This window comes from Paenibacillus sp. IHB B 3415 (assembly GCF_000802655.2).
GTDB classification, from domain to species: Bacteria; Bacillota; Bacilli; order Paenibacillales; family Paenibacillaceae; genus Paenibacillus_AQ; species Paenibacillus_AQ phytohabitans.
In genome coordinates, this window is sequence record NZ_JUEI01000107.1 from 1 (window position 1) to 14,936 (window position 14,936).

The 14,936-nt window shown below is 49.8% G+C and carries 16 protein-coding genes and 1 pseudogene; 2 read left to right on the forward strand and 15 right to left on the reverse strand.

The annotated features are described in order from the left end of the window. From QW71_RS32390 to QW71_RS32415, 6 genes and pseudogenes are all read right to left on the reverse strand, one after another. A pseudogene (locus QW71_RS32390) lies at nucleotides 1-1,326 on the reverse strand (hypothetical protein); the annotation flags it as partial. Between the two features lie 68 nt (nucleotides 1,327-1,394). After that, a complete protein-coding gene (locus tag QW71_RS32395; protein ID WP_235441615.1) occupies nucleotides 1,395-2,006 on the reverse strand; it encodes a ribonuclease HII in 612 nt (203 codons plus the stop codon). A gap of 622 nt (nucleotides 2,007-2,628) precedes the next feature. After that, the gene (ylqF, locus tag QW71_RS32400; RefSeq protein WP_039309356.1) at nucleotides 2,629-3,489 is read right to left on the reverse strand and encodes a ribosome biogenesis GTPase YlqF; all 861 of its coding nucleotides are present in this window, start codon (nucleotides 3,487-3,489) and stop codon (nucleotides 2,629-2,631) included. A 29-nt stretch (nucleotides 3,490-3,518) separates the two neighbouring features. Continuing rightward, nucleotides 3,519-4,139, reverse strand: coding sequence for a signal peptidase I (gene lepB, locus QW71_RS32405; protein WP_039309359.1), 621 nt, complete (start codon nucleotides 4,137-4,139; stop codon nucleotides 3,519-3,521). Nucleotides 4,140-4,344: 205 nt separating this feature from the next. After that, nucleotides 4,345-4,689 (reverse strand): 50S ribosomal protein L19, encoded by a 345-nt coding sequence (gene rplS / locus QW71_RS32410; RefSeq protein WP_039309361.1) that lies wholly within the window; start codon nucleotides 4,687-4,689, stop codon nucleotides 4,345-4,347. Nucleotides 4,690-4,931: 242 nt separating this feature from the next. Beyond that, entirely contained in the window at nucleotides 4,932-5,234 is a 303-nt protein-coding gene (locus QW71_RS32415; RefSeq protein WP_152679912.1) for a hypothetical protein, read from the reverse strand. 272 nt (nucleotides 5,235-5,506) lie between these two features. On the opposite strand from QW71_RS32415, the gene QW71_RS32420 reads away from it, so the two are divergent. Then, a complete protein-coding gene (locus QW71_RS32420; RefSeq protein ID WP_039309365.1) occupies nucleotides 5,507-6,457 on the forward strand; it encodes a hypothetical protein in 951 nt (316 codons plus the stop codon). Between the two features lie 109 nt (nucleotides 6,458-6,566). On the opposite strand, the gene QW71_RS32425 is transcribed toward QW71_RS32420, so the two are convergent. Then, nucleotides 6,567-6,824, reverse strand: a complete 258-nt coding sequence (locus QW71_RS32425) for a hypothetical protein (RefSeq protein WP_039309367.1) — start codon at nucleotides 6,822-6,824, stop codon at nucleotides 6,567-6,569. Between the two features lie 229 nt (nucleotides 6,825-7,053). On the opposite strand from QW71_RS32425, the gene QW71_RS32430 reads away from it, so the two are divergent. After that, a complete protein-coding gene (locus QW71_RS32430) occupies nucleotides 7,054-7,248 on the forward strand; it encodes a hypothetical protein (RefSeq protein WP_039309369.1) in 195 nt (64 codons plus the stop codon). Nucleotides 7,249-8,166: 918 nt separating this feature from the next. Here QW71_RS32430 and trmD read toward each other — a convergent pair. From trmD to QW71_RS32470, 8 genes are all read right to left on the reverse strand, one after another. Beyond that, nucleotides 8,167-8,955: a tRNA (guanosine(37)-N1)-methyltransferase TrmD gene (gene trmD, locus QW71_RS32435; protein ID WP_039309422.1), complete on the reverse strand. Its 789-nt coding sequence runs from the start codon at nucleotides 8,953-8,955 to the stop codon at nucleotides 8,167-8,169. Beyond that, nucleotides 8,955-9,479: a ribosome maturation factor RimM gene (rimM, locus tag QW71_RS32440; protein ID WP_039309371.1), complete on the reverse strand. Its 525-nt coding sequence runs from the start codon at nucleotides 9,477-9,479 to the stop codon at nucleotides 8,955-8,957. Before rimM ends, trmD begins: the two co-directional genes overlap by 1 nt. A gap of 94 nt (nucleotides 9,480-9,573) precedes the next feature. Beyond that, the gene (locus QW71_RS32445; RefSeq protein WP_019910364.1) at nucleotides 9,574-9,804 is read right to left on the reverse strand and encodes a KH domain-containing protein; all 231 of its coding nucleotides are present in this window, start codon (nucleotides 9,802-9,804) and stop codon (nucleotides 9,574-9,576) included. A 22-nt stretch (nucleotides 9,805-9,826) separates the two neighbouring features. Then, nucleotides 9,827-10,099, reverse strand: coding sequence for a 30S ribosomal protein S16 (rpsP, locus tag QW71_RS32450; protein ID WP_039309374.1), 273 nt, complete (start codon nucleotides 10,097-10,099; stop codon nucleotides 9,827-9,829). Nucleotides 10,100-10,621: 522 nt separating this feature from the next. Then, entirely contained in the window at nucleotides 10,622-12,010 is a 1,389-nt protein-coding gene (gene ffh, locus QW71_RS32455; protein WP_039309375.1) for a signal recognition particle protein, read from the reverse strand. 21 nt (nucleotides 12,011-12,031) lie between these two features. Then, the gene (locus tag QW71_RS32460; protein WP_039309377.1) at nucleotides 12,032-12,388 is read right to left on the reverse strand and encodes a putative DNA-binding protein; all 357 of its coding nucleotides are present in this window, start codon (nucleotides 12,386-12,388) and stop codon (nucleotides 12,032-12,034) included. Between the two features lie 148 nt (nucleotides 12,389-12,536). Further along, nucleotides 12,537-13,184 (reverse strand): hemolysin III family protein, encoded by a 648-nt coding sequence (locus QW71_RS32465; RefSeq protein ID WP_039309379.1) that lies wholly within the window; start codon nucleotides 13,182-13,184, stop codon nucleotides 12,537-12,539. Nucleotides 13,185-13,277: 93 nt separating this feature from the next. Beyond that, nucleotides 13,278-14,795 (reverse strand): carboxypeptidase M32, encoded by a 1,518-nt coding sequence (locus QW71_RS32470; RefSeq protein ID WP_039309382.1) that lies wholly within the window; start codon nucleotides 14,793-14,795, stop codon nucleotides 13,278-13,280. Nucleotides 14,796-14,936 lie beyond the last annotated feature (141 nt).

Below are 14,936 nucleotides of genomic sequence, written 5' to 3' on the forward strand. Positions count from 1 at the left end.
GGGGGCGGGCGGGGCTGTAGCGAGCTGCGGCAGCGTGCCGCGCAGCTCGGTGAGCACGCCCTGCAGCTTCGCGAGCAGGGCAGTCCCCGATGCAGTGCTCTGCGGCTGCGGAGCACTGCTTACCGGCGCGGCAGCACCCGCACCTTCCCGCGCTCCTGCGGCTTCGTTCCGGCCAGCCGCAGCAGCTCCCGAGCCTTCCCGCACTCCTGCGGCCTCGTTCCGGCCAGCCGCAGCAGCTCCCGAGCCTGCCGGGTCAGTGCTGCCGCTTCCTTTGGCCGCTCCTGCTCCCGCAGGCGCGGCACCAGCAGGCTCTGCATCTCCTGCGGACACAACCTTATTGGCAGACGCCGCCTCGGACAACGGCAGTTTCTGCGCCAGGCCTCCAGGCACTTCACCCTCTGCTGCAGCATCTGCACTCAAAGCTGCTGCAGCATGTCCAGCACTTCCTATTGCTTGCGTATTGCCAGCACTGCCGCTACCATTATTACTCCCAGTGTTACTTACCAGCCCTGATCCAGACTGGGTCTCTACAGAACCGGCATTCCCCGAAGGAGCATTATTACCTGTTGCGCCAGCTCTCACTGCCGGAAGGTCAGCATCTGCATGGGTTCCCGGCAGCACACCAGCCGTTACCGTATTCCCGTTCACAGGAGCTGTCATGCCGCCTGTGAGCACTCCTGCCGCAGGTTTATTCCCTCCTGCCGCTTCTGCACCCTTACCAGCATCACCCTGCTGCGCCCACACGTTCAGCTCCGATTCCAGCGTTGCCAGCAGCTGATGCAGCTTCGGCCCGAATACCGCCTGCTGCAGCCCCTTCACCGTCTCAGCTGTAACCGGCAATCCGCGCTTCACGGAGATGACGGCCGCTTCCAGCCATTCCGAGGCTGGCACACCAGGCGGCTTGGCATTCATAACCGCATCCAGCTTCGCCGCCGTCTCTTTGGTCAATGCCAACCCGCCGGACTGTATCGCCTGAACAATCTCCCGCCCTGCCTTCGAATTCGTAAGGTCAAGCGATTCAATAACTTCGCCCATACTCTGCGGTGAGGCAAGGGCCGCTTCACCAAGAGAGACGGGCTTCAGCACCGGCAATCCGTTCTCACCGGGTGTACCCACTTGCAGGTTCAGTGTCTGTCCAGGCGTAAGTGGTGTTTCCAGTTCAGCACGGACAGGCGTCCCCTGAATCTGCACCACGGCTTCCTTGCCTGAATCAGACACGCTGAGTACAACGCCGCGAACAACCTGACCTTCCTTGAGCTCTACAGATTTAGGCTCTCCCGCCTTGCTGTCCCCGAGCAAGCCGCGAATGAGTGATCCGATATTCATGTTGTCCGCCTCCTGTCTCTTCTATTTAATATCGGAATTATCTGTCCTTTTGATAACTGCATATATCCTTAGAACAATGTCTGCTGCTCGGCAAGAATATTACCGATGAAGCTACGCCGGTGCATAGGCGTTACACCGAGCGTCTTGATCTGTTCGCGGTGCAGCTTGGTCGCGTATCCTTTATGTAATTTGATCCCGTAATCCGGGTATAATTCCTCCCACAAGCCTTCACAGAGCCGGTCGCGTGTAACCTTAGCTACAATCGAGGCGGCAGCAATCGACTGGCTGCTCGCATCCCCCTTGATGATCGAACGCTGCGGCAAAGGCAAGTCCACTTTCTCTGCATCAATCAGCATATAATCGGGCTGCTGGTTTAATCCTTCAACCGCCTTGCGCATAGCCAGACGCGAAGCCTGCTTAATATTTATTTCATCGATCACCGTCGATTCTACATGCCCTACACTTACCGCCAGCGCCTGATCCATAATAATTTCATACAAGGCGTCACGTTTCTTGGCCGTCAGCTTCTTGGAATCATCCACACCCTCAATAATCAGCCCGGCCGGCAAAATTACCGCAGCAGCCACCACATCCCCGAACAAGCAGCCCCGGCCCACTTCATCCACACCGGCAATGTGCTGATAAGACAGCTCCCAGCCTTCTTTTTCATACAACAGCATATCTATTGTGCTCACTTCTATCCACCTGCCAATCAGCAATTTATCCGGTTCCTCTACTAGCCAGCTTAACATACGCGGCCATTATGGTCATCCGTCATTATAATGATTTTTTGACTTGAAGCTCAGCCGTCCCTGCGGTGAACATTTGGATTTCCAGCCGCTGCCCGCCACCAGTTTTCTTGATCTAATCCGCTGTTCGCAGTTGAATTCGGTAAACCAAACCGCCCGCTATCGCTCGTACAAGACCAAAGTCCCCTCTGCTTTTTTTCGCTTTCGTTAATTCTTGCTTGCCATTAAATAGTCGGGTTAGCTGCTCCATCTTAACAGTCTCTCGATTAACATTCCTGCACCAAATACAACATTCCCTTCACTATTCCCCCCCAATCCAAAAATGTTGTATAGATTGCAGCATTTCCCCTCCTCCAAGCGACTTAACGGGATTATTGTTGTATTTCATACAACAATCCAGCTGAACACCCAGTTATCCATAGCCCAAAGTTGCATTAAGTACAACATTTCTCCGCACTCACCCGTTCTCATCGCCAACTCCCCGTCCTGCCACGCAAAAAAGAGCCAGTCCACAAATACGGATGGCTCTTCCATTCCACAATTCATTCTTAAGTTAAGGCGTCTCCAGCGTAAAGCGTCCAAGCTTGCCGGCGCGCAGCTCATGCAGGAGTGCGCGTGAAGCCTTCTCCAGATCTACGCGTCCGCCGCTGAGCAGACAGCCCCTTTTACGTCCTACCGCTTCCATCACGGCAACGATTTCGTCCGGGTTCTCCAGATCCTCAGGCAGCTTGTCGATACCGAAACGCTCCTGGAACCGGCTGCCGTAATCCTTCACCAGATATTTTACCGCATAGAACGCGATATCCTCAATGTTCAGGATTTCTTCCTTGATCGCTCCGGTTACCGCCAGCTTATAGCCTACAACCTGGTCCTCGAACTTCGGCCAGAGGATACCTGGGGTATCCAGAAGCTCCAGATTCCCGCCTGTCTTAATCCATTGCTGGCCCTTGGTGACCCCTGGACGGTCTCCGGTAATCGCGATACTTCTGCCCGCCATCCGGTTAATGAGTGTCGATTTGCCTACGTTGGGAATACCGACGATCAATGCGCGCATTGCCCGCGGGTTAATTCCCCTGGAAATCTGCCGGTCAATCTTTTCCTTCAGCAGCAGCTTGACCTGCTCAGGAATCTCCTTAATGCCTGTCCCGGTAGAAGCATCCACAGGATAGGCAACATGGCCCTGTTCCTTGAAGTAAGCAAGCCACTTGCGCGTTGCTTCCGGATCGGCCAGATCCGCTTTATTCAGAATAATCAGCCTTGGCTTATCCCGCAAAATATCGTCAATCATCGGATTGCGGCTGGAAAGCGGCAGACGGGAATCAAGCAGTTCTATTGCAATATCAATCAGCTTCAGCTTATCCTCAATTTGCCGTCTAGCCTTCGTCATATGACCAGGAAACCATTGAATGGCCATTGCCGTCACCTCCTTTGACTTCTGTCAGCTTAATGGTTAATTACTGTAATATCTTTTACCGGCCAGAAAATAAGGTCCGCACGGCCGACAATATCACCCAGCGGCACATAACCGATCATCCGGCTGTCTGTACTGTCTGAGCGGTTGTCCCCCATCACAAACACATGTCCTTCCGGCACTGTGCCATCCGTAAAGTCTTCATTCGGGAAGTTCTTATTGTTGTACAAAGAGTTGTTATTATGCGCATCATCAATTGCGCCCTGGATATACGTTTCATTTACCGGTTCGCCGTTCACAGTTACGACATCCCCTTCAACTTTCACCGTATCGCCCGCTACACCGATGACACGTTTAATGAAGTCTCTGCCTTCAGACGGCACATGGAATACGATGACTTCACCACGCTGAGGTGTACGAATATCATAGAGAATTTCATTAACAATAACCCGTTCGCCAGTATGGAAGTTAGGCTGCATGGAAGGTCCGTCCACGATAAACGGTTTGAACAAAAGCCAGCGTATTAGAATAACCAGAACCAATGCAATCGCAATCGCTTTAATCCATTCCAGGACTTCATTCTTAGGCTTCTGGGGGCTCTGGCTGTTAGATTCTGTAATCTCGCCTTGCCCTGGCTGCAAATCCTGCTGCATAGTTCACCGTCCTCTCCATATGTTGTTATCTCCACTATACAATACAAAAAAACTCCTGCCAAAAACTCCCCCGCGATTACTCCTTCAGGAGGCCTTTTCGGAGAAGCTGTTCCTAAGGCACATATTTCTTAGTTCAAGGTTTTGATTACATAGCAAGAATAAACGAAAGGGGCTTGAATTCAAGCCCCTTTCACTTGCCGCTATTCTAGCGACGGATTTCTTTAATTCTTGCAGCTTTACCGCGCAGTTCACGAAGATAGTACAGCTTCGCACGACGAACTTTACCACGGCGAGCCACTTCGATTTTTTCGAGCTTAGGGGAGTTGATTGGGAATGTTCTTTCCACACCAACACCATAAGAGATTTTACGAACTGTAAAAGTCTCACCGATACCACCGCCGCGACGTTTGATTACAACGCCTTCGAACAACTGGATCCGTTCACGAGTTCCTTCGATAACTTTTACATGCACCTTCAAAGTGTCACCCGGGCGAAAACTCGGGATATCTTTGCGAAGTTGCTCTTGCGTAATTGCTTGTAGGATATTCATTTAGGACTTCCTCCTTCCGTACAGGTGTTCTTGCCTCTTCCGGAGAGCCATTGCTCTCCCTCATTATCCGCAGAGGACCACCGTATTCCACACAACAGAAATAATATTATCACACGGCAGAAATAAAGACAAGTATAAAATTCAAAATAGAAGAATATATATGCTTCGCACTATAAATTCCCCTTCTATTTCCCGCTGAAACGGTACCGTCCTATTAAGGACGGCATAGCGTTTCTACTTGTTTAGAGTGGCAGCATATCCCTTTTCTTCGCTTTGACCTTGCAATCCTTGCAGAGTCCAACCACACTTCCGTTATCCTGGGCATAAAAAACCAGCTTGCCGTTTTTCTTCTTACAGGAAGAGCAAAGCTGATCTGCAGCATTCTGCTTAGCCTTGCGGTGCCCTTCCATAGATATTACGTTGCTGGCTTTAACCGTTCTTGGTGCCTCAGGCTGCTCCCTGTTCATCCGGTTGCGGGAAATTACATAAACAACTGCACCAACCAACAAAATAATGAAGACCGCCGCATATTGCATTTGGCTCATCCGCTCCTCTGACTTCATCAGTCAAAATAGTAAACAGACCTGGTTCCGCCTTACCTTCTGTGCCGGTCTGTTCCAGCTGCCAGGATTGATTATTCCGGTCTTTAGATCTAACGCTAGTTTAACATATTGCATCATCAAAATGTAGTCAACAGGCTTACTGGACTATGGTCCAGTACAGCAACCCGCCGCCAGCCCGTTATCCATATATTTTCCATAATATATAATAATAAATATACATAAGCAAATCACTAACCTTCAGGAGGGTAAATATATTGAAGAAAAATCACAACACCGCAATTATTGCAGCAGTAGCCGTCTTCTCCATCGCTTTACTGGCAGGATGCAAGGAGCTTCCCGGCAAAGAGGCAGCAGATCATCAGCTGGAGCAGCGTCTGTCCGGAAACTTCCAGCAGGAAGCCGCAGAGGCGGTTAAGCAGAGCATCGGCAATGCAACCGTCACGCTAGGAGATGCAGTCCAGACGACAACAGACAGGATTGAACAAAAGATTAATGATGAGGGTATCAGCAGAGAATTCTCCACCTCCCTGCCGGCGGGTTCAGCCTCTGAATTTAAGCTTGATAATGTTCTGGGTGAAATCAGCTTAGTTCCCGCTTCCGGGGACGAGATTGTTGTCAAAGCCACCGTTGTTGTCCATCATCGTTCGTCTAACGACGCTGCCTCCGAAGTACTTGACCACGCTGAAGTATCGATTGAACATAAAAGTGGCGTGCTGACCGTCTCTGCTCACGGAGAGGATAGCCCGAAGAAGAATCTCTGGGACTGGTCACAGAAGGAATACGGGCATTCAGACTTCAGTATTAATTATGTAGTTGAGCTTCCGGATACAGTGAACCATGTTGAGATCAATAATAATGTAGGTTCCACACAGCTCCGCGGTCTGCACGGTACCTTTGATATCGTCAGCAATGTCGGAAGCATCATCCTTCAGGATACTGTTTTTACAGGCAAATCTTCTATTAAGTCTAATACAGGAAGTATCGAGCTTGGTATTTCCGGTATGGATAGCGGCAGCAGTCTTAAAGCTGAAAGCGATATAGGTAAAATATCCGCCGATCTTGCCAATTCAGTGCAATGTACTGTGGAAACTGAGAGTGAGCTGGGGCATATAGCCGGTGCTGCCGGCGGCAAGCAGGATTATAACGGCGGCGGTCCGCTGGTAACGTTAACTACCCAGATTGGAGCAATATCCGTTAACAATTAGACATCCCTTATAGATTGGGATCAAGTATTCTCTGCGGCTCCGGCAGCCGGCACACAAAAAAGTGGGCGTTCCTGTTTTCCAGGAGCCCACTTTTTAATTTGTGCTCTTATCAGATCAGCGCAATAGCCAGCAATGTAAATAGGCTGAGTGTAAGGATTTCGCTGCCATAGCCGAAGTACCCTCCATAATAATTCCCTGCGCCTCCAGGATAGAATGCCGAGGTTTTCATTTTGCCGTTGCCTTTTGTTTTCAGGTACACATTGTTCTGGTCCACATCCACAATAATCCCTTCATGACGTTTGCCGTCAGTGGTCATAATGCGCACCCGCTTATTTTTGCAATGGAGACAATTATAATAAGCTTCCATCTGCTGATTCCTCCTCAATCGTATTTCTGTATCTTATGAGGGGAGGGATAAGCCGGTAACGGCAATCGCCATGAGGCAAATGTCTATAATTATTTTAGCTGTGAATCCAAGAACTTGTGAACATTGTGTATCATTTTTCGAGGAAAAGGGGTATTATTAAGCTAATAATACGAATTGAAGCGCTTACGACTGTGAACAATAATCTACAATTCATAAGGAGGCAGGAATCATGAGCACAGCAGGCAGACGTTTCATTAATGAAGGAGTACTTCGTATCGCCTGGTTCATCATATTCACATCGCTCACCTACACGGTGCGCAATTATACTTGGGCTATTGTACTGCTTATGGTTGTTGCTGTATATTCGCTGGTCACCGGGATCATCATGCTTACCCGCCAGGATAGAGACAGGGGTAGAGCTTAACCAGCGTTATTCGCATAAAAGTTAAAAACACTTCCACAGAGCTTACGGCCCTGACGGAAGTGTTTTTTGGATCGGAGTAACAGGATTCGAACCTAAATTATTTTACTTTCAAGTACATTTTATATTTATTTTTTAAACTATTATTCAAATTTTATGGATTTTTCATATAAGCTATGCTATACTCTTGGCACAAGGAAAGGAGGTGCGTTCACATCAAGCATGACATGCTGAACGTATCCCTTACCCGGACCAACGGCTGAATCACTGGCCCTGGTGGCGCGGGATACGGATCAAAGTAACAAACTAGCGCCTCGGGTAGAAAGACCGTCTACGGACGGTCTTTTTTTATGGGATCAGAATGTAGACGGGTTATTTTGCGTCTATAGACCTGTTCCTCTACACTCCATCACAAAATAAATAACCGCTAAAGCCAGCGTACCTTAGGTCCGTCTGTCTTTAGCGGTTATTTGTGTGTTCTGCTACAGTATCACTGAGCCTATGGAACCTGCTGCCAGGGTCTTGTTCATTCCTTGAGTTAGAGGGTTACGATTTACGATTCTTATAGAAATCAATAATATCGCTTACTGTGCGGAGCGGCTCCGCCTCCTTGTGGACAGTGTCCACGGCTGGCTTGAAGGGTTCATGCGTATTCGTAGTCACTTTCAGTCATTCCTTTCGATAATTAAGCTAGCTGCGTCTAAAGCTGCATGTATGATCGCGGCACCCCTATTCATTACCCTAAAAAAAGGGCATTAACGCACATCCGCTCTTATTTTTGTGTGAATCTTCTGTGTCTGCTAATTTGTTCTATGGATTTGATCAGTCTCCACTTCTCAGCACATAGCAAAAAACGCCTCCCTAACGTAATATACGTTAAAAAGACGCTATCTATGACTCTTCTCCGGGCCCAATTTTCATTTATTTGTTATTCAGGCTTGCCTGCTCCTGCAGCCGCTTCAGTGTCAGCTTGTCTTTCGCAGAAAGCTCTGCTGTCTCCAGTAGGTCCGGTCTGCGCTCAAGTGTGCGCTGCAGCGCCTGCTCGCGCCGCCATACCTCAATGTTGGCATGATGTCCGCTCAGAAGCATATCAGGCACCTTCCAGCCGCGGAATTCCGCAGGACGGGTATAATGCGGATATTCCAGCAGCCCCGTGCTGAAGGAGTCAGTTACTGCAGAGGTCTCGTTACCCAGTGCCCCCGGCTGCAGCCGCACTACCGAGTCAATGACAGTCAGGGCAGGCAATTCACCGCCGGTCAGTACATAGTCGCCAATCGATAGCTCGTCCGTCACCAGATGCTCGCGGATCCGCTCATCATAGCCTTCATAATGGCCGCAGATGAAAATCAGATGCTGCTCCTGCGCCAGCTCCTCGGCGATCTGCTGATTATACGTCCGGCCCTGCGGACACATGAGAATAATCCGCGGCTTCGCCGGCGGGTCTATAGCGGATTCAGCCGCACCTGCTTCAGCGCTGGTCTCGGCCAGCACATGCTCTACCGCCGCAAAGATCGGGTCTGGCTTAAGCACCATCCCCCCGCCTCCGCCATACGGCGTATCATCTACGCTGTTATGCTTGTTTCCTGAGAAATCACGGAAGTTCACGGCATTCAGCGATACGATGCCTTTGTCACGGGCTTTGCCGAGTATGCTTGTGCCGAATACACCTTCACACATCTCCGGAAAGAGTGTCAGCACATCAATCCGGATCATGGAAGCAGCCCTTCCATAATGTGCACCGTGATTTTTTTGGCCTCGATATCCACGTCAAGCACTACATCATTGATGACCGGAATCAGAATATCCTGGCCTTTGGCCGGCTTCACCACCCAGACGTCATTGGCACCAGGCTGCAGAATCTCCGTGATTGTACCCAGCGGCTGGCTGGCGTCTTCATCGGTGTACACTTCACAGCCAACGATTTGGTGGAAATAATATTCATTCTCCGGCAGTTCCACCAGGTCATCGCTTGGCACTTTAAGCATACTGCCCTTATATTTCTCAACCTCATTAATATTGGTATAGCCCTTCAGCTTGGCTATATACATACCTTTGTGTTCTTTCGCGGATTCTACCGTCACCTCGAATTTCGGGCTTCCGTCCGCCGGAATCAGCAGCAGCTTTTTGCCGGGTGCAAATCGCACTTCCGGGAAATCGGTATGCGACAGGATTTTGACCTCTCCGCGGATACCGTGGGTATTCACCAGTCTGCCTACTGTTAACTCTTCCGTCATGTGATCCTCTCCTTTGACAAAGTTTCGAACCTCTATATATTTCAACAAAAAGGAGCCGGGATATACTATCCCTAGCCCCTCATTGTACGCACACTTAAGATAAAATATCTACGGTAACGCGTTTATCGCTCTTGACTGCTGCAGATGTAACTACGGTACGAAGCGCTTTGGCGATCCGCCCCTGCTTGCCGATGACCTTACCGACATCATCAGGATGTACGGAGAGCTCATAGACAATCAGGTGATCCTTCTCCACGGTCCGTACGGTCACATCCTCTGGATGATCCACTAAAGCCTTAGCAATAACACCAACTAATTCTTCCATAGAGGACCCTCGCAATCAGTCATTATTTCTGTTGCTTCAGCTCATGGAACTTCTTCATCACGCCAGCCTTAGAAAGCAGGTTGCGGACGGTATCAGATGCTTGTGCACCTGTTTGAAGCCATTTAAGAGCTTTTTCCTCATCAATCTTAACGATTGCCGGTACTTCAATCGGATTATAATAACCGATTTCCTCGATAAAACGACCGTCACGAGGGGACCGGGAATCGGAAACCACTACACGGTAGAAAGGCGCTTTATGTGCTCCCATTCTTTTCAAACGAATACGTACTGCCACGAAATTCACCTCCTTATAAGAATATCGGAATATTGTTAACCTTTGGGACAAACCTTTATCAAGGATTTTCGATCCCTCCCAAACCCTCCCTTCCAAGGGAGGGCCCCAAGGGCTCTGCCCTCTGGACACCCGGCTAAGTGCAACTAGCGTAGGCGTTCAGACTGGTGGGACAAACCTTTATCAAGGATTTTCGATCCCTCCCAAACCCTCCCTTCCAAGGGAGGGCCCCAAGGGCTCTGCCCTCTGGACACCCGGCTAAGTGCAACTAGCGTAGGCGTTCAGACTGGCGGGACCTGGAGATGTTGGAGCAGGATCGCTTTTCTTCCCTGCGGGATACGCTTGACTGCGGCGTTACCTTGATACAGGGTAGAGATTAAAAGATTGAAAGATTTTAAGATCCAGAGACTAAGATCAAGAGATTAAGATCAAAAGCACTCTCGATCATCTGATGTTGTACTATGTCTGATCTATAAAGATCAAAACCCTTGTACTATATCTGATCTATGGTAAACCTTATAAAGATTAACGGAAAGGGAACTTCATACCGCCCTTGCCGCCAAGGCCTTTAAGCTGCTTCATGGCGTTCTTCTTGCCGCCCTTACCTCCGCCGCCCATCATGCCGGAGAACTGCTTCATCATCTTGCGCATTTCATCGAACTGCTTGATGAGCCGGTTAACCTCGGCGACGTTGGTACCGCTGCCGGCAGCAATACGCTTGCGGCGGTTGTGGTTGATGATCTCAGGCTGGGCTTTCTCGGCCTTGGTCATGGAATGAACAATGGCTTCGACGCGTCCCATCTGCTTATCATCAACCTTCAGATCCTTCATGCCCTTGGCTTTGTTCATGCCAGGCAGCATATCAAGAATCTGATCGATAGGACCAAGCTTCTTGACCTGATCCATCTGCTCCAGGAAATCATCGAACGTAAATTCCGCATTACGCATCTTACGTTCCATTTCCTTCGCTTTCTCGGTATCGATATTGGCCTGAGCCTTCTCGATCAGCGAAAGCATGTCGCCCATGCCGAGTATCCGTGATGCCATACGTTCCGGATGGAACGGCTCCAGCGCATCGATCTTCTCGCCAAGAGTGGCGAACTTGATCGGGCAGCCGGTTACGGCCTTGACAGACAACGCGGCACCACCACGGGTGTCACCATCAAGCTTCGTCAGCACTACGCCGGTAAGCTCCAGCTGTTTGTTGAAGCTGTCAGCCACATTCACGGCATCCTGACCGGTCATGGCATCAACTACAAGCAGCACTTCGTCAGGAGTTACGACGTTATGTATCTGCTTCAGCTCTTCCATCAGCTCTTCATCAATATGCAGGCGGCCTGCAGTATCGATAATGACATAATCGAGGTTATTGTCCTTCGCATGCTGAACACCTTGTCTGGCAATTTCCACCGGACTTGTCTGATCACCCAGCGAGAAGACCGGAACCTTGATTTGCTCTCCCAGCACCTGCAGCTGCTTGATCGCCGCAGGACGGTAGATGTCAGCCGCTACGAGCAGCGGGCGGTGATTGCCCTTCTGCAGCAGCTTCGCCAGCTTGCCCGAAGTGGTTGTCTTACCTGCACCTTGCAGACCTGTCATCATAATGACGGTCGGCGGCTTGTTCGACTTCGCCAGCTTCGCCTGGCTTCCGCCCATCAGCTCAGTCAGTTCCTTGTTAACGATATCGATAATGACCATGCCTGGCGTGAAGCTGTCCATCACTTCCTTGCCGACGGACTTCTCTTTCACCTTGGACACGAAGTCCTTGACGACTTTGAAGTTAACATCGGCTTCCAGAAGGGCCAGCCGCACTTCGCGCATGGCTTCGTTTACGTCTTCTTCGGATACTTTCCCTTTGCCGCGCAGTTTGCTGAACACATTCTGCAATCTTCCGGTTAAACCTTCAAATGCCATATGCGGCTTGCTCCCTTCATGCTACTCTAACCTCTGCAAACGATCCACGATGTCCGTGAACCGCAGTTTATATTGCTCAGGCAGCATCCCATTGTCCGGCAGTCTGCGCAGTTCTTCTAAATATCTGTTGCGGTCTTCATGTTTGGACAGCAGTCCAAGCTTCTCTTCATAATTCTCAAGAACTTGCTCCGCCCGCTTAATATGCTCATACACAGCTTGACGGCTGATTTCAAATTCCGCAGCAATCTCTCCCAGGGAGAAATCATCGTGGAAATAATATTTGAGAAACGTTTGCTGCTTGTCAGTAAGCAGCCGTTCGTAGAAAGCAAATAGCAGGTTGATCCGGTTGGTTTTCTCGAGCCTATTCTCCTGACTCATTAAGGGCACTCCCTTCGTCAAGGAAAAACACTTTACAGCTTCACAACGTCCCTTATGATACCGAAAACAAAGAAAGATGTCAAGCCTTTTTGCTTGTCATCCTTTTCTTTGCCCGAAACCGGCATTTCGGAGGTAAATTCCGGCCTGCTTAGTGAATCGGCAGGATGTATAAGAATACAACGAAGAAGTGAAGAATCGTCCCTGCAAGCACGAACAAATGCCAGATGGCATGATGGTACGGGAAGCCGCGCCACACATAAAAAACTGTGCCAAGCGTGTACAGCAGACCGCCTACCATCAACAGAGTCATGCCGCCGCTGGCCACAACCTCAGACAGAGGGCTCCAGGCGATCACGATCATCCAGCCCATGGCGATGTAGAATATGGTCGACATGAACAGGAACTTTTTGACGAAAAACGCTTTGAAAAAGACGCCGAATACCGCTACTCCCCAGGCGATTCCGAATAAAGTCCAGCCCAGCGGCCCCCGGATCGCCACCAGCATAAAGGGTGTATACGTTCCAGCGATAAATAAATAAATTGAAGAGTGGTCGAGGAATTCAAAGAAGTCCTTCGCCTTGCCGTCCCTGAGACTATGCACCATTGTTGAATTAAAATACAGCAGCAGCATAGTTACCCCATATATGGAGAAACTGACAACATGCCAGGCCGTACCATTCTGGACAGCATATACGACCAGCAGAACCAGCGCAGCAATACTTAATACTGCACCAATCCCGTGTGTAATCGCGTTCGCAACCTCTTCCTTGCGGCTGTAAGTGTGAGTATTAGCCATCCCACTATTCCTTCCATTTGCGGTTTCCTTCTATTATAGCTCTTTCCCTGAGGTCCTTCCAGCTTACGGCAGCCGCAAGGAATACTTCTCCGGTTACAGCTTGTACAGGTCAGTGTACTTCGCTTCCAGATAATCCGCCAGATAATCCGGATTCAGCGGCTCCCCTGTTACCTGCTCGATAATCTGCGAGGGTGTCAGGCTCTGACCGTAGCGGTAGATTTTGTCCGTGAGCCATTCTTTGATCGGCAGCAGGTTCCCGGCAGCAATCAGCTCCTCGAACTCCGGCAACTCCTTGCGCAGCGTATTGAGCATTTGGGCCGCGTACATGTTGCCCAGTGAATAAGAAGCGAAATATCCGAAGTCTCCTCCCGACCAGTGAACATCCTGCAGCACGCCAAGCGCATCCGTAGGAGGAGTTATGCCGAGATATTCCTGATACTTCGCGTTCCAGGTCTTCGGCAGATCCTTCACTTCAAGCCCTTCATTGAAAATAAGCTTCTCGATTTCGTAGCGTACAATAATATGCAGGTTGTAAGTCAGCTCATCGGCTTCGATGCGGATGAAGGAATTGCCTACACTGTTGATGGCGCGGTAGAAATCCTCCATTTCCACATTAGCAAGCTGTTCCGGGAAATGCTGCTGCAAATCGCCGTAGTAACGCTGCCAGAAGGCCCGGCTGCGGCCGATCATATTCTCCCATAGTCTGGACTGGGACTCGTGAATCCCCATGGATGCGCCTTGAGCCAGCGGTGTACCAATAATCTCTTCACCGAAATTCTGCTCGTACAGGGCATGTCCGCCTTCATGCAATGAGCTGAAGATCGAACTGGTCACATTATCCAGCAGATAGTTTGTTGTGATGCGCACATCGCCGGGATTCAGGCCCGTAGCGAACGGATGCACACTTTCATCCAGACGTCCTGCCTCAAAGTCGTAGCCCATCTGCTCAAGCAGGAAGAGGCCGAACTTCTCCTGCTGCTCTTTGGGGAAAATCTGACTCAGGAATTCCGTATCCGGCTTGTTCGGCGACGCGCTGATCGCTTCGGCAAGAGGAACAAGACGGCTGCGCAGACGGCTGAAGATGTCGTCCACTTTGGCCACCGTCAGATCCGGTTCATACATATCCAGCAGCGTATCATAACGTGAGCCTTCTACTCCCCAATAATCGATGAACTCCTGTTTGAACTCAACAATCTTGGTCAGGTAAGGCTCGAAGGAGGCAAAATCATTGTTATCCTTGGCTTCTTCCCAGATGGTCTGGGCATGGGCGGACAGGACAGAGTACTCCTCGAATTTTTTGGAAGGAATGCTCTTACTGCGGCTGTACTCTTTGCGGGTATCCTTCACGATCTTGTTCTCATTATCGCTTAACTGGCTCATCACTTCCGGACGGCTGAAGAATTCGGTAAAAGCACCGATCTCCTCCGATACCTGCAGTTTGAACGCTTCTGCACTCAGCATGCCAAGCGTGGCTGATCGCATCTCCACACCTTTACGCGGCGCACCTGTACGCAAATCCCAGCCCAGGAGCCCAATAGCTTCATAATAGCCTCTGATTTTGGATAACAGCTCTTTAAATTTATCCCACTCTTCTTTGACCAATTGTTCCATTGGTTGAGCACCTGCCCTTGTCTAATTTATCCACTCCTCTTGATGATACTTTTATTAATGGCTATAATCAAATTCAGAATAGACATCTTCAATTTGAAATACTTATATTCTAATGAATACCGTGAACCCGGGGAATTCTGA

What these genes read in the sequence shown, in the direction of transcription:
- QW71_RS32395 (WP_235441615.1), bottom strand. Translation starts at nt 2,006, where the DNA reads ATGCTGTTGTATGAAAAAGAAGGCTGGGAGCTGTCTTATCAGCACATT.
- ylqF (WP_039309356.1), bottom strand. Translation starts at nt 3,489, where the DNA reads ATGGCCATTCAATGGTTTCCTGGTCATATGACGAAGGCTAGACGGCAA.
- lepB (WP_039309359.1), bottom strand. Translation starts at nt 4,139, where the DNA reads ATGCAGCAGGATTTGCAGCCAGGGCAAGGCGAGATTACAGAATCTAAC.
- rplS (WP_039309361.1), bottom strand. Translation starts at nt 4,689, where the DNA reads ATGAATATCCTACAAGCAATTACGCAAGAGCAACTTCGCAAAGATATC.
- QW71_RS32415 (WP_152679912.1), bottom strand. Translation starts at nt 5,234, where the DNA reads ATGAGCCAAATGCAATATGCGGCGGTCTTCATTATTTTGTTGGTTGGT.
- QW71_RS32425 (WP_039309367.1), bottom strand. Translation starts at nt 6,824, where the DNA reads ATGGAAGCTTATTATAATTGTCTCCATTGCAAAAATAAGCGGGTGCGC.
- QW71_RS32430 (WP_039309369.1), top strand. Translation starts at nt 7,054, where the DNA reads ATGAGCACAGCAGGCAGACGTTTCATTAATGAAGGAGTACTTCGTATC.
- rimM (WP_039309371.1), bottom strand. Translation starts at nt 9,479, where the DNA reads ATGACGGAAGAGTTAACAGTAGGCAGACTGGTGAATACCCACGGTATC.
- QW71_RS32445 (WP_019910364.1), bottom strand. Translation starts at nt 9,804, where the DNA reads ATGGAAGAATTAGTTGGTGTTATTGCTAAGGCTTTAGTGGATCATCCA.
- ffh (WP_039309375.1), bottom strand. Translation starts at nt 12,010, where the DNA reads ATGGCATTTGAAGGTTTAACCGGAAGATTGCAGAATGTGTTCAGCAAA.
- QW71_RS32460 (WP_039309377.1), bottom strand. Translation starts at nt 12,388, where the DNA reads ATGAGTCAGGAGAATAGGCTCGAGAAAACCAACCGGATCAACCTGCTA.
- QW71_RS32465 (WP_039309379.1), bottom strand. Translation starts at nt 13,184, where the DNA reads ATGGCTAATACTCACACTTACAGCCGCAAGGAAGAGGTTGCGAACGCG.
- QW71_RS32470 (WP_039309382.1), bottom strand. Translation starts at nt 14,795, where the DNA reads ATGGAACAATTGGTCAAAGAAGAGTGGGATAAATTTAAAGAGCTGTTA.